Genomic DNA, 23,392 nt, shown 5'->3' on the forward strand with positions numbered 1-23,392 from the left:
GAGCCGCGAGCCGCGAGCCGCGAGCCGCGAGCCGCGAGCCGCGAGCCGCGAGCCGCGAGCCGCGAGCCGCGAGCCGCGAGCCTTGGAGCCGACGTTCGGGCTGGCGCCCGACTGGCTGCTGGCGGACGGCGAACCGTTCGTCGACGCCCTCGTGCTGTCCCACCCCGAGCAGCTTTCGCGGCTGCGACGCGTGTGCCCGGAGGCTGCGCACGCCGCGGTCGTCGCGGGTGACCCCTGCTACGACCGCATGCTCGCGGGACGCCCGTACCGCGAGCGGTTCCGACGTGCCCTGGGGGTGCGGCGCGGGCAGCGGCTCGTGGTGCTGAACTCCACGTGGAACCCCGAGGGTTTCTTCGGTGACGGCGGCCCCGAGGACCTGCTGCCCAGCCTGCTCCCACGGCTGGCCGCCGAGCTTCCGGCGGACGAGTACCGCGTGGCCGCCGTGCTGCACCCCAACATCTGGTACGGCCACGGGCCGGGCCAGGTGCGCGCGTGGCTGGACCGGGCCCGTCGCCACGGGCTCGCGCTCATCGACCCCCTGCACTCCTGGCGGCAGGCTCTCCTGGCCGCGGACATCGTGCTGGGCGACTTCGGGGCCGTCTCCTACTACTCCGCGGCGCTGGGCGTCCCCGTACTGCTCGCGGCGACGGGCCAGGAGCGGCTGGACCCCGAGGCACCGCTCGCGGACTTCGTCCGTACCGCGCCCCGGCTCGACCCGTACGCCGACCTGCGCGGCCAACTGGAGCGGGCCCTCTCGGGGCACCGACCCCTCCCTGGCCCCGCGGAGTTCACCAGCTCGGTGCCCGGTGAGTCGGCCGCGCTGCTGCGCCGGAGCTTCTACGAGCTGCTGGGCCTCTCCGAGCCCGCGTCCCCCGCGCTGCTGGAGCCGCTGGCGCTGCCGCCTTACGAGCCGCCCCGGCGGACGGCGCCGCTGCACGTGCGGACCTGGGTCAAGGGGCGGCGTATCGGCGTCGAGCGGACGGCTGAGCACCCGTACGGGGCGAGTGGCGAGACCCATCTCGCGGTGCACGAGGACACGCGGAATCCCGTCGATCTCACCGTGGCCGACGTGATCGTGCGGGAGGGGCCGCGCGACGACCCGCGGTGGGGCGGTCCGGCGGTCTGGGCCGCGGAGGCGATGGAACGGTACCCGCAGTGCGCGCTCGCCGCCTACGTCACCGGCCCCCACACCTGCACCGCTTACGTGCGGGGGTACGGCCTGCTCCGGCTCGCCTCGGGGCCGGACGCGGACGCGGACCCCGCCGCCTACGCCTCGGCGCTGCACGCCTGGCTGACCGGCGGAGGCTCCCTGCCCCCGGAGGGAACGACGACGCTACGGGTGCGCACGGCGGGCCGTACGCACCCGGTGACGGTGGAGTCCGCTACCGCGTCTACCGCGACGTCGCCTCGCAGCGGCGCCGCAGGTCCGTGAGATAGCGGCGGTGCGCGCTCGCGCTGGCGGGAAGCAGCCGTTCGGCCTCGGCGATGTGGTCCAGCGCCTCGCGGTCGCGCCCCATGGTGTGCGTCGTCTCCGCGAGGTCGGTGAGCGTGCGGGCCAGGTTGTAGTCCTCTCCCTCCCGCTCGAAGTGGGCGCGTGCGACGCCCAGATGACGGCGGGACTCCGCCAGCTCTCCGTTGACCCACAGGGCGCGCCCCGTGTGGCGCTCCAGGAGGGCGAGGGCGCGCCGCAGTTGGCGGTCCTCTCCCGCATCCGCTCCCGCGTCGTCTCCCCTGTCGTCCACGGTGCGCCGGTAGAGCGCTCCGGCCTCGGCGAACCGCTGCGCGGCCTCCGGGCCCTTCGACTGGTAGAGGTGCAGCAGGCCCAGATACTCGACGCAGGACGCCTCGCCGAAGAGGTGCCCGGCGGCCCGCTCGTGCGCGACGGCGGTCCCGGCCTCGCGTTCCGCTTCGTCCCAGCGGCGCAGTTGGCCCAGGCAGTGGGCGAGCTGGAAGTGCAGCGCCGCTGACGTCTCCGACTCCGGATGCCGCTCGTCCGCGCGCCGGGCCGCGACCTGGAGCGCGGGCAGCGCCTCGGCCCAGTACCCGGCCTTCAGCACGAGGGGCCACAGAGTGCGGGCCAGCCGCAGGCAGGTCTCGATGTGCTGGTAGTCCTCCGCGACGAAGATCGCCCGCAGCAGGTTCACCCGCCCGGCCACGAGCGCCGCCAGGCCCTCGGCCTCCCCCGCGTACGGTTCGCCCCGCTCGGGTGCTTCCGCGACCCGCCAGCTCTGCGGCAGCGCGGCGTGCGCCGCGTGCTCCGCGCGGTTCAGCAGGCCCGTCAGCATCTGGGACACAGCGGCCGAGCACGCGGGCGCGCCGAGTTCCGCGCCCGCCGTGTCCGCGAGGTAGCGCCCCACCTCGGGCGGGAAGCGGTAGCCGCCGTCGCCCAGGGGCTGGAGCAGTTCCGCTTCGGCCGCCTCGGCCAGCATCGGCGCGACGTCCTCCGGGGACGCCGCCACCGCCCACGCGGCGAGCTCGGCGGTCACCACCGGCCAGCCGCCCAGCGCCACCAGACGGCACATCCGCACTGTCGGCGACGGCAGTCGGGCGCAGACCGCCCGCACCGTGCCGCGCACGGGGTCGGAGGGCAGGGACCGGGGTTCACTCAGCGGCTCTGGCGGCTCCGCGTCGAACAGCCGCACCGCCGCAGCGCGCAGCGCGTAGCCGTTCCCCTCGCAGCGCTCCAGGATTCCGGGCAGCCGCGCCTTTGCCCGCGCGACGTTCTCAGCTCCCGCCGCCTTCTTGAGCAGCGCCTTCGCGTCCCGGTCCTTGAGCGGGGGCACCTCGATGCGCTCGGCGTCCAGGGCGAAGGGCGGCCCCGAGGCGACGACCACCAGGAACAGTTCCGGCGTGTTGGGGACGAGGGGGCGCACCTGGGCTGCCGTCGTCGCGTGGTTGATCACCACGAGGGCGCGACGGCCGTTCGTCAGACGCCGGTAGAGGTCCTGGCACCCCAGCTCGGTGGCCGGAAGGTCGTCAGGGCCGACGTTCATCTCCCGCAGCACGCGCTGGAGTACGACGACGGGCTCCACGGCCTGGTCCCCGGCGACGTCCCGTAGATCGACGTAGAACTGCCCGTCGGGATAGAGACCCGCGTTCTCGGACGCGAACTGCAACGCGATCACTCGGCGGCCGATACCCGGCGGGCCCCACAGCAGCGCCACCCGCGACCGCCCCTTCGCGGGACGCGTCGCCTCGCGCTTCAACTGCCGCAGCACGGCCACCCGGTCCGTGAAGTCCCGGGGTGACGGCGGCATCCCCGCTCCGGGGGTCAGCGTGGCCGCGACGGGCGCGCTGCCCAGGAGCAGTGCCCACTCACGGGTGAGGCGCTGGTCGGGTTCGAGCCGGGAGCTGATCTCGCGGCCCACCATGTCCAGCTCGGGGCCGCTGGCCGGGAGGGGCGTCGGCCGTCCCAGGGTCCGCACGATCTGCGCCTGTGTCGACAGCAGTAACTGCTTTCCCATCTCACCAGCAGCACCATTGAGCACAGCAGTCACAAATGCTGTGACCGCACTCGCCGTCACGACCTCGATCACGCCGCCCCTCCCGGGTCCGCTCCCCGCCGACTTTATCCACGTCGCACGACGGAATGACAGCCCAGGAGAACCTTCTCAGCAGCGAGTCCAGCCTGCTCCTCCGGACATCCACGGCGGCTCCCGCCCGTTCCCGGCCGCATCCGGCCGCATCCGGCCGCACTCGCTCGCACCTGGCCGCACCCGGTCGCGCTCGGTCGCGCTCGGTCGCGCTCGGTCAACGCGGCCCCGCTGTCAGTAGGAGTACGTAGCCTCGTTCTCATGGCGGAACAGGACCTGGAGTCGGTTCAGGAGACCGACGGCGAAGACGCGTGGCAGCGGCTCACCACGTACTCCTACCTGAGCGCTCGCGAGCGGCTCGAATACGTCGAGATCATGCGCGTGTTCTGCGCGACTCTGCTGACGGACCTCTCGGTCCCCGACGTGCTGGCGAAGCTGCGAGGGACCACGGGCGCAGCCGCCGGCCTGGACGCGGACCAGCTCACCGCCCGCCTGGAACAGCTCACCGACTGGGGAAACCTCCTCCGCAGCAGCCACACCGTCACCGCGTCCAGCATCCGTGAATACCAACGGGCCCGGTCCCGTTATCAGCTTTCCAAGCTCGGGGAGCGCGTCCAGCGCGATGCCGACGAGGTCCTGGCCGGGGCTGACGCGGCGCGCGAGGTCAGCAGCGAGCTGCTGGCCCTGGTCGAGCGCGGGCTGCGCGAGCTGGCCGAGCTGGTTCAGCAGCCGGGCGGCGCGAATCCCCAGGAGTCGCTGGAGCGGATCAGCACGCTGTTCGTGCAGTTCACCGAGTTCGCGGACTCCATCCGTGACTTCTACGCCTACCTCGGACAGGTGCTGGCCCGCTACGACCTGGACAGCGCCGAGTACCAGGGCTTCAAGGACCTGCTCCTGGACTACGTGGAGGCGATAACCGAGGAGGTGTCCTTCCGGGCCCCGCGCATCGCCGCCACCCTCGACGCCCTGTGGCCCGGCCTCCCCGGGCTGCTGGCCCGCATCGACGCCGTCTCGGGCGGCCTGTCCGGCACGGTGGAGGGGCTGCCCGAGACACGGGTGCAGCGCAGCAGGGGCCGGGAACTCGCGGACTGGGAGGGGCTGCGGGGCTGGTTCACCGATGCCGAAGGCCAGGGCAGCCAGGTGGACCAGCTCAGGGACGCCACGATGCGTGCCCTCCAGTCTCTGCTGGCGAACGCCAAGCGCATGCTGCGTTCGGCGTCGGGGGAGATGTCGCGGCGCAAGGACCTGCTGAAGCTGGCCCGCTGGTTCGACGAGGCGGCTCCGGAGGACGCGCACGACATCGCGGTCTCCGCCTTCGGCATGTACAGCTCCCGGCATCTGGGCGTGCCGCCAGAGACCGACGAGGCGGTGCCCGCGTACACCAGTTGGTGGACGGGCCCCGTGGTGGAGGTCCCGGTGGCCCTGCGCGAGCGGGGGAGCCGCGCCCAGCGTGGCCGCACGTCGTCGGTGGAGGACCACTCCGAGCAGAGACAACGGCTGCAACGGGAGGCCAGGGAACACGCGTCGGCCCGGCAGGCCGCCGCCGACGAGCTGCGCGGCGTCTCAGGCCACTTCGCCCGGGTCCGGCTCACCTCCCCGGCGCTGGCTCTGCTGCTGGAACTGCTGGCCGGCGCCCTGGGGAACGCGCGGTTGCTGCGCGGCACGGAGGACGGCACCGGCACGGAGGACGGCGCCGGCGGGGCGGACGGCTCCGACGAGGGCGGCGGAAGCGCCTCAGGCACGGGCAGCGGCTTCGGTCTCGAAGCCGCTTGGACGGAGGACGCGGAACTCGGCATCCGGCTCTCCGTCCGGCGCCTGCCCGGCAGCAGCACGGTGCTCCACTCCGTCGACGGCGACCTGACCCTGGAGGAACTGGACCTGAGCGTCGAAGGGCTCCTGGGAGCCGCATCGGACAACGCACAGGACAACGCGCCGGACAACGCACAGGGCGGCACACAAGACGCGCGTACGGGGGTGAGCGCGTCATGACAGTGCCCTCCGCGCACGACGTCGCCCTCGCCGCCGAGCGGCGGAGCGCGGCCCGGCTGCTGCTCACCCACCCCCTGGTGCGGGCGAAGGGGCCCCACGCGGACCTGTTCCCCCTCATCCGCAGGCACGCCGAGTGGCTGACGCACCGGTTCCAGCAAGTGCTCGGCTACCAACTGCTGGTGGACACGGCCTACGCGCGGCTGTTCAAGGCGGGCCTCGGCCACGGATCGGGGCACCGGCTCGTACGCTCCACCGGCACTCCCTTCACACCGCGCACCTACGCGTGTCTCGCGCTGGCGCTCTCCGTACTCGTCACCGCTCCGGAACAGATGCTGCTGTCCCGGCTCGTCGCGGATCTGAAGGCCGCGGCGGCGGATGCCGGGATCGAGCTGGAGGGAACGGGCCGACAGGCGGAGAAGCGCACACTGGCCGCCGCTCTGAGACAACTCGTGGACTGGGGCGCGCTGGTCGAGACCGACGGCAGCGTGGCCGCCGTCGCCCAAGAGGGCACGGGCGAGGCGCTGCTGACGGTGGACCGGGAGATCGCCCGCGCCCTCGTCTCCGGGCCCCTCGCGCAGAGCCGCGACGGGGCCGATCTGGTGCGGCGCGGCGCCGACCCGGGCTTCGGCGGGCCGCGGACATACGTGCGGCGCATGCTGGTGGAGACACCCGCCGTCTATCTCGACGAGCTGGCCGACAGCGAGCGCGACTGGCTGCGGACCCGGCAGCGGCGCGAGGCCACCGCCTTCTCCGAACTGCTCGGTCTGGAGGCCGAGATCCGGGCCGAGGGTGTCGTGCTGGTGGACCCGGAGGAGGAGCTGACCGACCTCCGCCTCCCCGGTACGGGAACCCTCGCGCAGGCCGCGCTGCTCCTGGTGGAGCGGTTGGCCGGCGAGTTGCGCCCGGAGAAGCCGGGCCACCCCGCCACGGGCGGTGAACTCGTGGTCGGCGTCCCCCTCCCCGAAGGGCTCGTGGAGCGCGTGCTCGCCGGGCTCGTCGACGAGTACGGCAAGCGGTGCAACTGGCAGCGAGGCTACGTCGAGGATCTTCCGGAGTTCCGGGCGGCCGTGCTGGACCTGCTGGCCCGGATGCGGCTGGTGGCGCGGCGGCACCCGCTCCGCTCGGCGGGAGAAGGGCTGCCGCCGACGTACCAGGACGCTGTCCCCGAGGGGCGTTCCGTCACCGACGTCTCCTCGGCCCGGGGGACCGGCGACGGCTGGGTGCTGCTCGCCGCCGCAGCGCGCTACGCCCCCCGCGTCACTGTAGGCAAGGCTGCTCCCACGCAGCAGGAACCGGCCACCCAGCAGGAGCTTCCGCTATGACGTCCCACGGCAGCGCGCCCATCCCGCTGCAACAGCCCTCGTCCTCGTCCCCGTCCCCGTACCCCGCCTCCCGCCGTGGCCCCCGCTATCGGCTGCACCGCGCGGGCATCGTCAACGTCTGGCAGTACGACCAGCAGGAGTTCCTCTTCGGCGACGGCCGCCTCCTGCTGCGCGGCAAGAACGGCGCCGGTAAGTCCAAGGCCCTGGAGATGCTGCTCCCGTACCTGCTGGACGGCGACGCCCGCGCCCTGGACGCCACCGGCACGGGGCGGACGACACTCGCCTGGCTCATGCTCGACGGCTTCGAGGGCACCAACCGCCTCGGCTATCTCTGGGTCGAGTTCCGCATGACGGCGGAGGACGGCAGCGACAGTCACGTCACGCTCGGCGCCGCCCTGCGCGCCTCGAAGTCCACGAAGAAGGCGTCGCCGTTCTTCTTCATCACGCCTCTCCGCGTCGGCGAGGACCTCACTCTGGTGGACTCCGGCAAACCGCTGCCGATCGACGCCTTGAAGGACGCCGTCGGCCCGGACAATGTGACGGAACACGCCGTTGAGCACAGGGCCCGGGTGGCCCGGAAGCTCTTCGGCCTCACCGAAGCCACGCGGTACCGCAACCTCACCCAGCTCCTGCACCGGCTGCGGCGCCCCACGGTCGGTGACCGTATCGAATCCGGCGGGCTGATCACCCTGCTGAGCGAGACGCTTCCCGGGCTGGACGAGGATGTGGTCGAGAAGGTCGCGCGCAATCTCCACGATCTCGACGCCGTGCGGGACGAACTGGGCCGCCTGGAGCGCACCGACAACGCGTTGCGCACCTTCCTCACCAGCTACAGCGGATATCTGAAAGGCGTGCTGCGCCGGAACGCGGAGAACGTCGACGAGGAGCTGCGGCTGCTCACGCAGCGCCGGCGGGCGGCCGGTGACGCCGGGAAGAAGACGGCGAGCCTCCGGGAGCGGGAGTCCGAGACCGGAGCACGGCTGACGGCGCTGGAGGACGAGCTGGACAACGCGCGTGCCGAGCTGGACGCACTGCGGGCGAGCGAGGGGTACCGGAGTCTGAAAGACCTGGCAGAACGCCGCAGGACGGTGGCGGCGCTGCACACCGCGGCGGAGTCGGCCTTCACCACGCTGCTGAACTCCCACGGCGCCGAGAGGACCGCGACGGAACGCCTCGGCCAGGACAACAAGCGCTTCGGCGGCCGGTTCCGCGCGTTGTCGGACGAGCACCGCGAGGTGGTGTCCGAGGCGGAACGGGCCGGCGTCGCACGCGGCCACCTCGGCGAGGCCCCTTCCGTCCCGCTGACCGTTCTGGCACCGCCCGTCGAGTCCGAGGTGACGGGCCCCGACGGAGAGGTACGGCACCTTGGCCTCGGGAACGTCACCGCCGTGGACACGGAGGCCGCGGAAACAGCTCTGCGTACGTGGGAACAGCGGCTGACGGACGCGCGGTCCGTGGTGAAACACCGCTCTCGCATGGTCACGGATGTGGAGCGGCTCATCGGTCTCGCTCAGCGGGCCCAGGCGGACGCGGCCCAGGCGGACGCCGAACGGGAACGGCTGGACGAGGCGGCGGAGGCCACGCAAGACCGGCTCCGCGAAGCCCGGGAATCCCTGGCCGAGGAGAGCGCACGGTACGCCGGGCATACGGAGGAGTGGCTGGAGCGCGTGGGGTCCCGCTCCGGCGACCCGGACGTGCCCTCGCTCGAAACCGTACGCACGTTGACCGGCCTCGCCTCCGCTCCGGACGCGCCCTTCGAAGAACGCGTGCTCGCCGCCGATGTCGATGCCCAGGTCGAGGAGCGCGCCCGCGCCCTGCTGGACCCGTACGCCGAACGGCTCGCCGCCCGCCGCGACGGTCTCGCCCTGGACATCGGCCGTACGGAGGACGCGCGTGACCAGCTGGTGCGCACGTGGCGGGAGTGGGAAGCGCGCACCGATCCGCAGCCGCCCGCTCCACACCACCGCGCGGCGGAGCGGGCGGCCGGAACGGGCGCCGCGCTCTACCAGCTCGTGGACTTCGCCGAGTCCGTCTCCGACACCGAGCGGGCCGGTCTGGAGGCGGCCCTGGAGGCGAGCGGACTCCTGGACGCCTGGGTCTCCGCCGAGGGCACGTTCCTCGACCCCGACACCCGGGACACGCTGCTCGATCCCGTCACCACCGCCTCGGCTCCGGCTCCGGGAGAGCGCACCCTCGCCAGTGCGCTTCGCCCCGTGGTGCCCCGGGAGAGTGGCCTGACCACCGAGCAGGTGCGCCGAGGGCTGGCCGCCATCGCACTCGCCCCCACGGGCACGACGACGGGTGCCGTCAGCGCCGTCGGCTTCGACGGGAGCTGGCGCCTGGGCGCTGCCCGAGGCCGCCATATGAAGGAGACCGCCGAGTACGTCGGCGCCGCCGTCCGGGCCGAGACGCGCCGCCGTAAGCTCGCCGAACTCACGGAGCGGATCGACGGCGTGGAACGGCGGCTGGCCTCCGAGCGGTCCGCTCTGGACGACGTCAACGGCAGGCGGCAGGCGGTGGAGACGGCGCTGCGCGAGCTGCCCCGGGCACGTCGGCTCTCCACCGCGTGGACCAGGCTGGAAGAGGTCGAGCGGGCCCGCAAGGAACTGGCCGCGAAGGCGAGGAAGGCGGCGCGGGACGCGGAGGCCGCCCGCGCGCGTGCGGTCGCAGCGCGTACGGAGACCGAGGCCACCGCCAGCGCCCATGACCTGCCTGCCGCGGCGGAAGACCTCGCCCGTGTCCGCACGTCACTGGCCGCCCTCGGCAGTGCGGTCCAGCGGCTGTGCCGGTCCGTCAGCGGTACGGCCGAGGAACTGACTGTCAGCCGTACGGAGGTCGAGGGGTACCGGCGCGTTCACGAGGAGCGTCTCGAAGCGGGCCGCCAGTACGGCCGCCGGCTCGACGAGCTGACCCCGGCACGTACAGCCCTCCGCACCCTCGAAGAGGCCGTCGGAGCGGCCGAGGACGAGATCCTCGCCAGGGAGCGGGCCACGGAGCAGCGCATCACGGCGGCGAAGCGACAGCTCGACGACGTCAGGGAAGAGCTGGCCGGCCTCCATGACCTGACGGTCCGGGCGGAAGAGGAGGAGAAGCAGCACCGCCACGCGTTGACGGTGCAGGAGGAGTCCGTCGTCGCCGTCGGCCGCGTCCTGCGCCGCGTCGTGGCACGCCCGGACGTGGTCCGGGGCGCGGAGCTGCCCGCGGCGTCAGCGCGGCTCGGCGCGGCCGAGGACCCCGGAGCCGATGTGCGCACGCGTGTCCGTCAGCTCCAGGAGCTGACGGACGCGGTGCGCGACGGTCTCGGCCAGCCCGGGCGCGAGGTATCGGACACCACCCTGCTCAACCGGCACACGGAGCTGCGCGATCAGCTCGCCGGTGGCTACGACGCCCAGCTGGAGGAGCACGACGGCGTCAAGATCTGCCGACTGGTGGACGATCACGGGCCGCACGACGTCGCCCTCGTCGGGGAGCGGATCGCCGCACAGGCCACCGAGGCTCGCGGGCGGCTCACCGAACGCGAGCGGGAGGTGTTCCAGCGCTTCCTCACGGGCGAGTTGGGAGACCACCTATCGGCCCAGGTCATCGCCGCCGCCAATCTGGTGGCCGCTCTCAACGAAACACTCAGGACGGTACGGACCTCGCACGGCCTCGGCATCGAGTTGCGGTGGCAGCTCCACGAGGATGTGGACGCTGACGTACGCGCCGCCGTTGAACTGCTGCGCAGCCCCTCCGGTCTCCGCACCCGTGAGCAGGGGGAGCAACTGCGCGAGGTGCTGCAACGCCGCATCGAGGACGCCCGGAAGGCCGACCCGTCCGCCGGATACGCCGCTCATCTGCGTACCGCGCTGGACTACCGCGACTGGTTCCGCTTCGAGACGTACGTCGTCGACGACGCGGCGCCGGGACGCAAGCGCAAGCTCACCGGGCGCACGGGGCTCAGCCAGGGCGAGCAGCGCGTGCTGTCGTATCTGGTGCTGTTCGCCGCGGCAGCCGCCCACTTCACCACCCTCGGGGAAGCCGCCCCGCACGCGCCCCGGCTGATCCTGCTGGACGACGCCTTCGCCAAGGTGGACGAGCCCACGCACGGGCGGCTCGGCCGAATACTCGTCGATCTGGACCTGGACTTCGTCCTGACCAGCGAACGGCTCATGGGCAATTGGCCCGAGGTGCCCTCCCTGCACATCTACGAGTGCCTGCGCGATGCCCGCGTGCGGGGCGTGGCCAGCCTCCACTACACCTGGAACGGCCGCCACCGGCGGCTGATGCCCGTATGACCACGCTCCCTTCCGACGCCAGGGACTGGCTCGCCAGACCAGGACTCACAGGGCTGTGGACGGCGGCGCGGAAGCGGCTGGAGGGCAACGGACTCCAGGCCACGGGCTCGCTGCGGCTCGGCGCGCTCGCGCACGAGGAGCGGGAAGCGCTGTCGCTGCTGCTCGGCCGCACGCTCACGGCCACCGCCGTCACTGTTCGGCTGGACCAGCTCGACGCACGGCTGCGCGCCTCCTCCGCCTGCTGCGGCCTGGTGGAGACCCTGAACGCGCTCGGCCCGCCTCTCGTGGACCGCAGGGCCGCCCGGTCGCGGGCCCAGGCCCGTCGCGACCACGTCTGGTCGTCGTTCGCCTCGGCCGTGGACTCCTCCCCGCTCGCGGCGGAGGGGTGGAGTCGCCCATGGGCCGAGGCGCTGCGCCGTGCCGGTGTCCCGAAGGGCGTCGGGCCCGAGATCGCCGTCCGGACGCTGCACCAGGCGGTCCACGTCCTGACCCTGCTGTTCCCGCCCGACGGCGCCTCCCGCATCCGGGGGCGCGGGGAGCTGGCGGCCGAGACGACGGGGACGGCGCACGGGCTCGACGACGGCGCCTGGCTCACCCGCCTCGTCCTGCGCGGAATAGCCCTCGCGCACGGTACCGAACTGCCCGAGGACGCAGCCGGACGGCGGGCACTGTGGCGGCTGGCGGCCGTCGCCCCGGACGAGGTGTCCAGCACCGTGCTCTCCTACGGGCTGCGCCCCGAGGGCGACGACTGGCGTGCGCGAGCCCTTCGCGAACGCGCGGAGCACGGTGCCGAGACCCACCTCACGCTGCGCGATCTGAGCGGGACGCGGCTTTCCATGCCGCCGGACACGCTCGTGCGCATCTGCGAGAACCCCCGCGTGGTGGAGGCGGCGGCGCAGGCCCGTTGCACGCAGCCGGTCGTCTGTACCTCGGGCAACGCGAGTACGGCCGTACTCACGCTGCTCGACGCGCTCGCCGACGCGGGCTGCGCCTTCGCGTACCACGGCGACTTCGACTGGCCGGGCATCGCCCTCGCCAACCGCGTCATCAGCCGCTGTGCCGCGCGCCCCTGGCGCATGAGCGCCGACGACTACGAACGCCTCGTCGCCCGCACCAGTGCGCGGGAGATACCCCAGCTCTCCCTCACGGGGCCGCCCGTGGCCGCGAGCTGGGATCCGGACCTGGCCCACAGCATGACCGCGCTCAACGTCGCCCTGCACGAGGAGGCCACCCTGGACCTGCTGGTGGAGGACCTTGCCTGAGCGGGGGCCGGGGTCCGAGGCGGACGCGCTCCCCGTGGCCGACGCGACGTCCTCGACGTGCCCCTCCAGGAGGTTGCAGCGGCCGATGAAGCCCGCGACCTCCGGGGTGGCCGGGGACTCGTAGATCTCGGTCGGGGTGCCGATCTGCTGGAGGCGGCCGTGCATGAAGACCGCGACGCGGTCCGACAGGGACATCGCCTCGATCTGGTCGTGGGTGACGTAGACCGTGGTGATGCCGACGTCGCGCTGGAGGTCCTTGAGCCACATGCGGGCCTGGTCGCGCATCTTCGCGTCCAGGTTGGACAGCGGCTCGTCCAGGAGCAGCACGCCGGGCGAGTAGACGATGCCGCGGGCGAGCGCGACGCGCTGCTGCTGGCCACCGGAGAGCTGGTGCGGGTAGCGCTCGCGCAGGTGCAGCATGTCGACCTTGCCGAGCGCGTCGTCGATCAGCCGCCGCCGCTCGGCCTTGGCGACCTTGCGGAGCTTGAGCGGCAGGGCGAGGTTGTCGGCGATGGTCATGTGCGGCCACAGCGCGTAGGACGTCCGCTCCGGCACCCGGACGTAGCGGTAGCGGTGCACCCGGTCCCGGCCGAGCCTGCGTTCCATGTCGGCCAGGCTGTCCATGGCGTCCTGGCGCACCCCAGCGCGGTACGGCACCAGTCCCCCGGCCGCGACGGCCGCCTGGCCCTCTACGGAGAGCAGGAAGTCGAGGAAGAGGCGGGCGGCGTGCGGGTGCGGCGCGGTCTTCACGACGGACGCGGCGCGCGGCACGACGACGGTGCCCTCCTCGCAGTAGCTCCACCCCAGCAGCCCGGCGCTGCGGTCTGCGGCCGGGATGGCGACGCCGCCGCTGATGTTGATCGAGAAGTCGTACTCGCCGGAGACGACCTTCTCGACGAGCGCGCCCGTCGAGTGGTCGGCGAAGTGGGGACGGGGGTACGGGGGTACGGGGAGGGTTCGTCGTCAGGGCGCCGAGACGGCGCGTCGTGCCACGTACGGCAGGACTCCGCCGTGCCGCAGATAGGCCAGCTCCTGGCGCGAGTTGAGACGCAGCCGCAGCGCGGCGCTCGTACGGGAGCCGTCGGGACGCACGAGATGCAGGCCGACGTCGTTCGTGCCGACGCGCAGCTCGTCGAGGCCGGTGAGGGAGAGGTCCTCCTCCCCGGTGAAGCCGTACGCCGACGCGTCGTCGCCCTCCGCGAACTCCAGGGGCAGCACGCCCATCCCGATCAGGTTGCTGCGGTGGATGCGCTCGTACGACTCGGCGACGGCGGCGTTGGTGAAGGCGCCGCGCAGCATGACCTCGTGGTTGCTGCGGCGCGTCGAATACTGGTTGAGGTCGCGCGGCGCGACCCCGTGCTCGGCCAGCCAGCGCCCGGCCGCGCTGCGCGCCGGGATGGCACCGGCCGGGGAGATGTGGTCGGTGGTGACGTCGTCGCCGAGGAGCAGCAGCACCCTGGCCCGGTCGACGCGCAGCCGCTCTGACGCCTCGGCGGGCAGGTCCGTGAGGTGCGGGGGACGGCGGATGTACGTCGAGTCCGGGTCCCAGCGGAACCGGGTGCCGCCCGGTGCCTCGATGTCCCGCCACGCCTGGGTTCCCTCGCGCAGCCGGGCGGCGTTGGCGCGGAACATCTCGGGGCGTACGGCGGCGGCGACGCGCGCCGCGACCTCCTCGTCCGTGGGCCACAGGTCCTTGAGGAGGACGGGCGCGCCCGAGGCATCGGTGCCGGGCGGGTCGCGCGCGAAGTCGTGCAGGACGGAACCGGCCAGCGCGTAGGCGACGACGAGCGGCGGCGAGGCGAGATAGGAGTGCGCGACGCGCGGGTTGACGCGTCCCGCGAAGTTCCGGTTGCCGGAGAGGACGGCCACGGGGTCGGCCGCCTCGGCAGCGGCGAGGCGTTCCAGCTCGGCGTGGAGGGGGCCTGAGTTGCCGATGCACGTCATGCAGCCGAAGCCGACGATGTGGAACCCGGTCCGCTCCAGGGCCGTCAGCAGCCCCGCCTCGCGCAGATAGTCCTCGACGACGCGCGAGCCCGGCGACAGCGAGGTCTTCACCCACGGCTTCGCGTTCAGCCCGGCCCGCACCGCGCGCTCGGCGAGCAGCGCGGCCTGCACGATCAGCGTCGGGTTGGCGGTGTTGGTGCAGCTCGTGATCGCGGCGATGGCGACGGGCCCCTCGGGCAACGGCTCCCCGAAGGGGGCCGGGGTGCCTGACTCCGAGGGCGGCGTTGACTCAAGGTGCGGATTGATACAACCGCTGGAGCGCGACGATCCGGAACCGAGCACAAAGGAGGACGGGGACGCGCACACGCGTCCCCGTGAAGCCGTCAGCGATCCGTCAGCGGCCCGTCTTGAGCACCCTGACCTTGTCCAGGTGCCGGCGCAGGAACGCGGCAGCCTCTTCGAGCCGCCCGTCCTCCACCATGTCCAGCATCCGCAGATGCTCGCGCGCCTGGCCCGCGAGCCGGGAGCGGTCGACCTGGTGCCGGTACTCGATGAGACGGCGCAGCCGGTTCTGGCGGCGTACGGCGTCGAGGAGGAACTGGTTCCCGGAGAAGCCCACGAGCATCTCGTGGAACGAGGCGTTGACGTGGAACAGCTCGGCCCGCGGCAGCAGCAGGATGTCGCCGCTCAGCAGCGCCTCCTGCTGCTTGCGGTGCTGCGCCGCCGCGTCAGGATCGACGGCGAAGCCGGGCTCCAGCAGCGCGTTCGGCTCGATGATCATGCGGTAGCGGTAGCTCTGGTCGTGCGCGCCGACGGTCGAGAGCACCTGCTGGAACTCCCAGCCCCGCCCGCCGGTCTTGCGGCGCACCAGGTCCTCGGACTCCATGCGCGCCAGCACCCGGTCGGCCTGACGTGGCGTCAGGCCGTAGCCGCGGCTGACGTCGGCCGAGGTGAACGGGCCCGTGAACCGGCCGCCCACGTAGTCGTCGGCGATCCGGAAGTACGCGTCCTGCTCGACGTCCGCGCCCTCGCTCAGATCGGTCCGCGCCAGCGTCGCCGCGCCGCGCGCGAGGAAGAAGCCCCGGTTGGGCACGCGCGTGAGGATGCCGACCTCGGTGAGGAAGAGCATGGCCTTGCGTGCCGGGGTGCGCGAGACGTCCAGCTCGTCCGCCGCCCACTGCTCGGTGACGTGCGCGCCCTCCTCAAGACCGCTGTGGCGCAGCAGGTCCACCAGGCGGGTGGCGATGGAGGTGGTCAGGTTCGGCCGCGACATTCAGCCTGCGCTCTTCGGTCGGGGGGCGTCGGGAGCCCCATCTTAGGAGGCCCGTCCGGGTCGGAGGATTGTATCCGTCGCAGCTTTAGTGCAAAGTCTCGCAGTGGCGCCCCTCGACTCCCCGGCGCCCCCACGCCGAACGTCACCCCGGCCGCACCGAAAGGTTCCGATGCGCACGAAGCCCGTCCCCACCGCCGATCTCGCCGACGAGTACGGCGACCGCCTCCGCGTCTGCGACACACAGTTCGTCTCGTACGGAGGCGTGCGCTCCTTCGCGGGCCCCGTGCGCACCGTCTCCTGCCGCGAGGACAACGCCCTGCTGCACGAGCTGCTGCGCGCCCCCGGCGAGGGCCACGTCGTGGTCGTCGACGGGGCGGCGTCCCTGCGCACCGCGCTGATGGGCGACCTCATGGCCGCCCGCGCCCGCGACAACGGCTGGGCGGGCCTGATCGTGCGCGGCGCCGTCCGCGACACCGACGCGCTCGCCGCCATGGAACTCGGCGTCCAGGCGCTCGGCACCAGCCCGCGCAAGAGCGGGAAGGCGGGCGAGGGCGCCGTGGACGTACCGGTCTCGTTCGGGGGCGTGACCTTCGGCCCCGGCGACATCCTGCACGCGGACGGCGACGGAGTGGTCCTCCTCCCGACGCCCTGACCGACGGCCTGACCCGCGCCGGGCCAGGGCCCGGCTCTTCGGTCGCGAACAGCTCCCTCACAGCCTCCGCCTATGTCCGTGCACGAGGCTGCGCGTCATGAACGGACACACTCCCCGCACTCCCGCCGTCGAGCGCAGCCGCCGCTGGTTCATGAACACGGCGCTGCTCACCGGCGGGGCAGCCGTCGTGGCCACCATGACCGGCTGCTCGGCCGACTCCTCCGCGTCGACGGGCTGTCGGCGGAGGAGCGCCGGTCCTGCACGTTCGACGTCCAGGACGACGAGTGGCTGGCCTGGAGCAACGTCGACGGCTACGAGCGCGAGGGCGTCCGGATGGGCGACCTCACCGCCGGGCAGCGCAAGCTCGGCTACGCGCTGCTCGGTTCCGCGCTCTCCGCCGACGGTCTGACCCTGACGCGCAACATCATGAAGCTCAACGCGTTCCTGGGCGACTACAGCGGCGGGAACAAGGAGACCCTGACCGAGGGCCACTACTTCTTCTACTTCTTCACGTTCATGGGCTCCGAACCGACCTCGGCCACCTACCAGGTCGAGAAGGGGAACAAGGGCGGCGGCGGGCCGGGCGGCATGGCAGGCCCGGGCGGGGACTCGACGCGGCAGCACATCCACACCATCATCCGCACCCCGAACGGCAACGACTACGGCGTGGACCTGCTCAAACTCCACCTGGACAACGACCACTGACCCCCGGGAGGCATCAAACACGAGCCACACGCCGAGTGTGGGATACAGGGGCGCACAGTTACCGCGCGCAATGCTTCAACCGCTCTCTTGCGCGCGAAATTTGGCGGCTATACCGTCCACGCTCATGTTGAAGAGGATCCTGCCCTACTGGGGCCTGATCGCATTCGTTCTGGCAATAACCGGCTGGTTGACCTCTGACTTCGGGTTCAGTGGGGTGGCGGCGCTCTCCGCGCTCAGTCTGCTGTGGTTCCTCTTCCAGGCACCCAACCCATGCGGCGCCCCTATCCGTGCCGCAAGCAGGACCTGCCGCAACAACGCCAGAGGCCTGCTCCGCGGATGTCACCTGCAACAACACAAGTGGCAGCGTATGCGTACCTTCTTTGTGCACCCGCGCCTTCGCCGTTGCGCAGCACAGCTTTTCGCCAACCCTGTGACGGGCCTCGCCAGCCTCGGCGCTATCGTCACGATGGTCTCCACAGTAATCACCTCGACGCTGGCCCTGACAGGAAAGGGGGGATCGTGAGTTCTGACTTCTCGGTGGGAGGCCCCTTCTCCGCTCGTCCCGAACATTCCTCAGCTGAGGCGTCCGACCGTCTTCCGCAGCCGGTCGACCGCTACTCGTTACCGCCGCCCGTCGTCACGTCACGTAGCCATCGGAGCTCTGTCATGTCCTACACGGCCGAGATCAGCCGCGCGAATCCCACCGCGCTCGTCTTCCTCGTCGACCAGTCCACCTCGATGAGCGACCCGATCGGTGACGGAAGCTCGGCTCAGCGCAAGGCCGATGTCGTCGCCGACGCGATCAACCGGCTGCTGACCGAGCTGTCCGTGAAGTGCGCCAAAGAAGAGGGAGTGCGGGACTACTTCCACGTGGCCGTGGTCGGGTACGGCTCCACGGTCGGCTCGGCCTTCGCGGGCGATCTCGCTGGACGCGATCTGGTACCGCTCAGTCAGGTGGCGGACTTCCCCGCCCGCATGGAGGAGCGGGTGAAGAAGGTGCCGGATGGCGCTGGAGGGCTCGTGGAGACCTCGGTGAAGTTTCCCGTCTGGATGGATCCGGTGGCCCACGGCGGCACCCCCATGAACCGCGCTCTGCGCTATGCGGCACAGCTCGTGCGGGACTGGGTACAGCGCTACCCGGGCTGTTTCCCTCCCATCGTGCTCAACCTCACGGATGGCGAAGCCAACGACGGTGACCCCACCGAAGGTGCTGGCGAGGTCTCCTCCCACGCCACCGCTGACGGCGCTGTCCTCCTCTTCAACCTGCACGTTTCCGACTCCGGGGGCGAGCCGACGGTTTTCCCCAATTCCGAGGCGGGGCTGCCGGACGCTTATGCACGCCAGCTCTTCGCCATGTCCAGTCCACTGCCGAGCCACATGCGTTCCTACGCGGCGTCACAAGGACACACGGTCAGCGAGAACACCCGAGGGTTTGTCTACAACGCCGATATCACCTCGGTCGTCCAGTTCCTCGATATCGGCACCCGTGCCACCGAGCTGCGGTGAGCCGCAAAGGCCTGTACGCCACTCGGTTCGTGGTGCCCAAGGCAGGGGTCGCCCGAAGCGAGTGCGAGGACGCGCTCAGTGTCCTGCCGCACGAGCCGTACCACGCTCTGCTCGAAGGGGTTGTCACCGCGGCGGTCTGCGACGGCGCGACGGAGAGCCTGCTGTCCGGTGAATGGGCGCGGACGCTGGCAGATCACGCGGCCCGCTCGGCCATCCGGCTGGACGGTCTGTTCGCCTCGACGGCACAGTTCCAATTCTTCGCCGCCGACGTCGTCGACCAGTGGGCCAACTGGCTGAAGGAATACGTCGGCCAACGCTCAGCTCGGGGACAGCCGCTTCGGTGGTACGAGGAGGCGAAACTGAACGCCGGCGCCCACGCGACACTGCTGGCTGCCGCCTTTACTCCGGACCCGGATCCAGAACGCGTCCAGTGGTCGTGGCAGGCGGCGGCGCTGGGTGACTCCTGTCTGTTCCATATCCGCGACGGGCGTCTTCTCACAGCCCATCCCGTGGCTACTGCGGAAGCGTTCGGGAACCAACCGGAGCTCTTCGGGAGCAGTAACCGCGACACCGAGCTTCTCGTGAGCCGTACCCGCTTCCTCGACGGAACTTGCGTCAGCGGCGACATCGTGCTGCTGACAACCGACGCGTTGGCCGCCTGGTTCCTCGCCCAGCCTCAGCCAGGGGAAGCGGTCCACGTGCTCACCGAATACGCGCGCAACCCGGGGCAGGGCGAGCAGTTCGAGGCATGGGTGCAGGAGCAGAGGGACAGCGGCGCCTTGCACAACGATGACATCGCGCTGGTCCACATTGAGGCTCAGGGACGGTGACACTCAGTGCCCATTCCCCCATCCGGTGGCTTCCGGAAGTTCCCCACCGGTTCTGAATACTCGTCGGCCCTACAGAACACCGCCTTGTGCTTCCAGCACCCGGAGCTGCGAGGCGCCGAGCCAACGTTGACCAGCCTGGGCCTCCCCAAGGCGATTTCCGGCAATTTCGCCAGTGTCTTCTCTCTGACCACTGCCGACGGCACGGTCCGCCACGCCGTGAAGTGCTTCACTCGGTATGTTCCCGACCAGGACGATCGCTACAGAGTGATCAGCAAGCATCTGTCAGGTCTCCCAGCCTCTCACCTGTCTCAGCCGTGGAACATGGGGTTCGACTACCTGGCCGACGAGATACTGGTGGGCGGCGAGCGCTACCCCATCCTCAAGATGGAGTGGGTCCAGGGTCAAAACCTGGCCTCCTGGCTTAACCATCATCACCGTGACAGCACGCGGGTAGGGCAGCTCGCCGAGCGCTTCGAAGCGCTGGTAGGCGATCTGCACACGCACGGAATCGCCCACGGAGATCTCCAGCACGGCAACCTCCTCGTCGCGCCTGACCTCAGCTTCCGACTCGTGGACTACGACGGCATGTACGTCCCCGCACTGGACGGACGGCGAGCCACGGAAGACGGACACCGCAACTATCAGTCCCCTTTGCGCGGAGCTGGGGACTTCGGCCCGGACATGGACCGCTTCTCCACCTGGGTCATCCATGCCGCACTCACAGCTGTGGCAGCGGATCCCCGCCTCTGGGCCGACCTTCACGAGCCCTCCGGTGAGTATCTGCTCTTATCCGAGGACGACTACAAGGCCCCTTCCACATCTCCCCGCTTCGTACGGCTCCTCAGCCATCCGAACCCTGATATCGCCGAGTCGGCCCGGCGGATCGCGGACCTCGTCGCTGCGCCGATGAACGCCATACCTCACCTCTTGAATCGTGAAGTCGGCACTGCCACAGGCACACAGCAGAAGAGCGCCGCATCCGCGGCAACGCCGCCAGGCACAGGTCTGCCCGATTGGCTGCGCGATCACATCCCGTCGACCGCTCCCGCCTCCGAAGCGCCCTTGCGCCCCCTCGGCCCCGGATTCCACCATCGTCGCCGGATCCGCGATCTGCTGGTCCTCCCGGTATTGCTCCTCTCCGTCGTCGTTCCCGTACTGGTTCTCCTCGGCGTTCTGTCCCTCGACATCATCGCTGCCGGTATACCGGCAGCAGCAGGAGCGGTCCTCTTCAGCAGCGCGCGACGCTCTCGACCGGAATACCGGGAGCTGACCCAGCAGATGCGTGGTCTGAAGCGACGGAAGTGGGAGGCAGAGCATCCGGAAGCCGCAGCCGAGCGTCTCGACCGGGAACGCGATGCCTTCGAAGCGTCCGAGCGCAAACGGGCGTCGAAAGCTGACCGTGCGGGGCGGGACACCACCCGCGCTCACCAGCAAAAGCTGGCAAAGATCGAAAGCGATAAACAGAAGCGGGAGAGGGAGCTTCGTGCCCAGCTGACACGCCTTGACGACGAACTCGCGGCCGATCTAGCGAAACGTCTGAAACGCCACCAACAAAGCTATGTCGACGGACAGCTGCAACATGCGCTCATAGCGAAGGCCAAGATCCCTGGTATTGGGCCCGCGTTGAGGGACGCCTTGGCGGTCCATGGTGTTCTGACAGCTGCGGACTTCCGCGGCATCACACTGGTCAAGACGGGTGGGAGCTACAACAGCGTCACCGCCTATATCGATCTGGCCTACGGAGGCCGGGCCGACATCAAGGGGATCGGCCCGGCCAAGGCCGAAGCCCTGCGGCAGTGGCGAGAGCAACAGATCGCCACCGCACGAGCGCGTTGCCCCACAATTCTCCCCGCTGGTGATCGGCAAGCGGCACAAGCGGAGTTCCACTGTCGTCAGACCGACCTGCAGAGCCGTATCCGTGATCTCGGTACCCAGGCGGAGGCCGCGAGAAGGCGTGCCGAGGCGGACCTTCGGCAGGTCCGCGAACAGCTGCTCCGAGAGGCTGAACAGGCACGCACCACGGCGCTCGCCCAGCGTGAGGCATTCGCCCGCCGGACCCTACAGCTCCGGCAGGCGACCGCTGAGATCCCTGCCCTCGATGCCGCCCTCGCCGCGGCCCTCAGGGAACGCCGTCAGCTGGCCCTTTTCCCGTATCTACGCTTCCTCATGATCGGGCGGTCAGCTTCGTCTCCACAGTCGTGACATCCGGAGGGTGTACGAGACGCGGGAAGGCGGACAAAGCCCGAGCCGACGCTCGGGGCTGCAGGTCGTACATCATCCCCGTGCACTCTGCCCCATGGCTCCGCTCCCGTACGGCACACGGCGTCGGTCCCCCAGCCCGCGTTCCCACCCCGCCCCGGGCCCCACCCCTTACCGGAACGCGGCCCAGTCCGGCTCGGGCATCGCGCCCGTCGCGAAGACGAGGTCGAACGCGCCCTTGCCGTCGATGGATTCGCGGATCACGTCCGCGTGCCCCGCGTGGCGGGCCACCTCCTCGATGAGGTGGAGCAGGGCCCAGCGCCAGGAGCGCGGGCCGCCCTCGTCCCAGGGCATCTTGAGCGCCTCGAACGTGACGTTCAGGGAGGGCAGGGCCAGCACCGCTTCCTCGGTCTCGCGGGCCACCTGGTCATAGAGGGCGAGCAGGGACTCGACGGTCTCGTCCTCGGCGGGCGCGAAGCTGTGCTCCCACTCCTTGCTGGCCTCGGCGAAGTCGGACGTCTCGCCCTTGAGCGTACGGAGCCAGCCGCGCTCCCCGTGCACCACGTGCTTGAGGATCCCGGCGAGCGAGAGCGCGCTCGCCGAGGGGACGCTGCGGGCCTGCTCCTCGGTGAGCCCGTACACCGAGCGCCGGATGCCGCCCCGCTGCGCCTCCAGGTACAGCAGCAGCGCGCCGCGCTCGTCGCCGGGGGCCTCGTTCTTCACCACTACGGGCATGTCGCCGCCTCTCATCCCGAGGCGCCGGAGTGCGCCTCCCGATGAACCCCACGTTATGAACCCTTGCGGTCAGATTCGGTCCTCAATGCCCGCGGAGAAGGGCGACCACAGAACAAAAAGGGAGGGGCATCCGCGATGTGCGGATGCCCCTCCCCCACGCCCCCCGCGACCCCCGGCGTCTCCCGACGCCGGACGTCACCGCCCACGGCCGTGCCGGCCGCCCCTGCCCCCGCCTCCGGAGGCGTCGTCGTCCTTGGTGTCGTACTCGACCTGCTCCTTGCGGATGTCGGCCGAGACCTCCTGCTGCTCGGTGACCTTCTCGGTGTCGAGGCGGACCCTCTCCACCGCGACGGTGTCCTTGCGCACCGTCGGCTCCTCCGCGTGGAGCGTCACCTCTATCTCGGACTCCTCGATGCTGGCGGACCTGGGCCGGTCGGCCTCGTTGATCGGCTCGCGGACGACGCGGACCTCCTCGTGGCTGACGGGCACCTCCTTCGTCACATGCTCGGTGACCACGTACTTGTGGAGGCGGGCGTGGCCGACCTCGTGCTCCTCGGTGCCGACGTGCATCTGTTCCTCGGAGCGGATCATGCTCTCCTTGTCGCTCCACTCGTCGCCCTTGTCCGTGGAACGGGCCATCGCGGGCTCGCGCATGTCCGACGCTGAGCCGCCGGTGCCCCGGCCCGTACCCGCACCCGCGCCGGCGCCCGTGGCCGCCATGCCACCGGCCCCGGCACCAGCCCCGGCACCCGTACCCGTACCCGTACCCGCGTCCATCCCGCGCTCGTCGGACGTGCCCATGCCGGTGCGGCGGTCCAGCCCGTAGTGCCGGTAGAGCTGCTCTTCCTCGCTGCGGTCCAGATGCTGGTCGGCGTCCATGTTCGGGGCGCCCTTGACCATCTCCTTGGAGTACGGGATGTGCAGGTCGGAGCCCTGGCGCCGAGCCCCGGCGAGCGGTACGAAGGTCTCCTTGCTGCCGAAGAGACCCGTCTTGCAGGTCACCCAGTCAGGGCGCCCTGTGCGGTCGTCGACGTATACGTGCTCCACCGAGCCGATCTTGTCGCCGTCGGGGTCGTATACGGTGAGGCCGCTCAGTTCCTCGGAATTGGTGAAGCCGTCCGTCCGGCCGTTGGGTTCCATGCGGACTCCTTGTCGCGGCGCGCCGCGG

The 23,392-nt window shown here is 71.1% G+C and carries 16 protein-coding genes and 2 pseudogenes; 11 read left to right on the forward strand and 7 right to left on the reverse strand.

Features of this window, described 5'->3' with window-relative positions:
* On the forward strand, positions 1 to 1,432 hold a 1,432-nt coding region (locus ACYVOO_RS03400; protein ID WP_461014149.1), incomplete at its 5' end, for a hypothetical protein.
* Here ACYVOO_RS03400 and ACYVOO_RS03405 read toward each other — a convergent pair.
* Complete coding sequence (locus tag ACYVOO_RS03405) at positions 1,392 to 3,464, reverse strand: ATP-binding protein (RefSeq protein WP_461014150.1); 2,073 nt, start codon at positions 3,462 to 3,464, stop codon at positions 1,392 to 1,394. The two genes, ACYVOO_RS03400 and ACYVOO_RS03405, sit on opposite strands and share 41 nt — an antisense overlap.
* Positions 3,465 to 3,794: 330 nt before the next feature.
* On the opposite strand from ACYVOO_RS03405, the gene ACYVOO_RS03410 reads away from it, so the two are divergent.
* From ACYVOO_RS03410 to ACYVOO_RS03425, 4 genes are read left to right on the forward strand one after another with little or no spacing between them, the layout of a single operon-like run.
* A complete protein-coding gene (locus tag ACYVOO_RS03410) occupies positions 3,795 to 5,522 on the forward strand; it encodes a TIGR02677 family protein (RefSeq protein ID WP_461014151.1) in 1,728 nt (575 codons plus the stop codon).
* Positions 5,519 to 6,844 (forward strand): TIGR02678 family protein, encoded by a 1,326-nt coding sequence (locus ACYVOO_RS03415; protein WP_461014152.1) that lies wholly within the window; start codon positions 5,519 to 5,521, stop codon positions 6,842 to 6,844. Before ACYVOO_RS03410 ends, ACYVOO_RS03415 begins: the two co-directional genes overlap by 4 nt.
* Positions 6,841 to 11,118 carry a TIGR02680 family protein gene (locus ACYVOO_RS03420; protein WP_461014153.1) on the forward strand — a complete coding sequence of 1,426 codons (4,278 nt, stop codon included), beginning with the start codon at positions 6,841 to 6,843 and terminating at the stop codon, positions 11,116 to 11,118. The genes ACYVOO_RS03415 and ACYVOO_RS03420 overlap by 4 nt, the downstream gene beginning before the upstream one ends.
* Positions 11,115 to 12,380 (forward strand): TIGR02679 family protein, encoded by a 1,266-nt coding sequence (locus ACYVOO_RS03425; RefSeq protein WP_461014154.1) that lies wholly within the window; start codon positions 11,115 to 11,117, stop codon positions 12,378 to 12,380. Before ACYVOO_RS03420 ends, ACYVOO_RS03425 begins: the two co-directional genes overlap by 4 nt.
* Before the next feature lie 54 nt (positions 12,381 to 12,434).
* Here ACYVOO_RS03425 and ACYVOO_RS03430 read toward each other — a convergent pair.
* The 4 genes and pseudogenes from ACYVOO_RS03430 to ACYVOO_RS03445 all read right to left on the reverse strand — a co-directional run.
* Positions 12,435 to 12,920 (reverse strand): annotated as a pseudogene (locus ACYVOO_RS03430) (ABC transporter ATP-binding protein); the annotation flags it as partial.
* A gap of 180 nt (positions 12,921 to 13,100) precedes the next feature.
* Positions 13,101 to 13,241: pseudogene (locus ACYVOO_RS03435) on the reverse strand (ABC transporter substrate-binding protein); the annotation flags it as partial.
* Between the two features lie 102 nt (positions 13,242 to 13,343).
* Entirely contained in the window at positions 13,344 to 14,564 is a 1,221-nt protein-coding gene (locus ACYVOO_RS03440) for an aconitase family protein (protein WP_461014155.1), read from the reverse strand.
* 154 nt (positions 14,565 to 14,718) lie between these two features.
* Positions 14,719 to 15,597, reverse strand: a complete 879-nt coding sequence (locus ACYVOO_RS03445; RefSeq protein ID WP_461014156.1) for a GntR family transcriptional regulator — start codon at positions 15,595 to 15,597, stop codon at positions 14,719 to 14,721.
* Between the two features lie 169 nt (positions 15,598 to 15,766).
* On the opposite strand from ACYVOO_RS03445, the gene rraA reads away from it, so the two are divergent.
* The 6 genes from rraA to ACYVOO_RS03475 all read left to right on the forward strand — a co-directional run bounded on the left by rraA (position 15,767) and on the right by ACYVOO_RS03475 (position 21,492).
* The gene (rraA, locus tag ACYVOO_RS03450; protein WP_461014157.1) at positions 15,767 to 16,249 is read left to right on the forward strand and encodes a ribonuclease E activity regulator RraA; all 483 of its coding nucleotides are present in this window, start codon (positions 15,767 to 15,769) and stop codon (positions 16,247 to 16,249) included.
* A 72-nt stretch (positions 16,250 to 16,321) separates the two neighbouring features.
* A complete protein-coding gene (locus ACYVOO_RS03455; RefSeq protein ID WP_461014158.1) occupies positions 16,322 to 16,954 on the forward strand; it encodes a DUF3500 domain-containing protein in 633 nt (210 codons plus the stop codon).
* A gap of 124 nt (positions 16,955 to 17,078) precedes the next feature.
* Positions 17,079 to 17,477, forward strand: coding sequence for a hypothetical protein (locus tag ACYVOO_RS03460; RefSeq protein ID WP_461014159.1), 399 nt, complete (start codon positions 17,079 to 17,081; stop codon positions 17,475 to 17,477).
* Positions 17,478 to 17,620: 143 nt separating this feature from the next.
* Positions 17,621 to 18,460: a VWA domain-containing protein gene (locus tag ACYVOO_RS03465; protein WP_461014160.1), complete on the forward strand. Its 840-nt coding sequence runs from the start codon at positions 17,621 to 17,623 to the stop codon at positions 18,458 to 18,460.
* Positions 18,457 to 19,290, forward strand: a complete 834-nt coding sequence (locus ACYVOO_RS03470) for a hypothetical protein (RefSeq protein WP_461014161.1) — start codon at positions 18,457 to 18,459, stop codon at positions 19,288 to 19,290. The genes ACYVOO_RS03465 and ACYVOO_RS03470 overlap by 4 nt, the downstream gene beginning before the upstream one ends.
* Before the next feature lie 126 nt (positions 19,291 to 19,416).
* A complete protein-coding gene (locus ACYVOO_RS03475) occupies positions 19,417 to 21,492 on the forward strand; it encodes a serine/threonine-protein kinase (protein WP_461014162.1) in 2,076 nt (691 codons plus the stop codon).
* Positions 21,493 to 21,660: 168 nt separating this feature from the next.
* On the opposite strand, the gene ACYVOO_RS03480 is transcribed toward ACYVOO_RS03475, so the two are convergent.
* Both ACYVOO_RS03480 and ACYVOO_RS03485 read right to left on the reverse strand, forming a co-directional pair.
* Positions 21,661 to 22,224 carry a DinB family protein gene (locus ACYVOO_RS03480; RefSeq protein WP_461014163.1) on the reverse strand — a complete coding sequence of 188 codons (564 nt, stop codon included), beginning with the start codon at positions 22,222 to 22,224 and terminating at the stop codon, positions 21,661 to 21,663.
* 195 nt (positions 22,225 to 22,419) lie between these two features.
* Positions 22,420 to 23,364 (reverse strand): DUF2382 domain-containing protein, encoded by a 945-nt coding sequence (locus ACYVOO_RS03485; protein ID WP_461014164.1) that lies wholly within the window; start codon positions 23,362 to 23,364, stop codon positions 22,420 to 22,422.
* Positions 23,365 to 23,392: the final 28 nt, after the last annotated feature.

This window comes from Streptomyces daliensis, assembly GCF_054782395.1.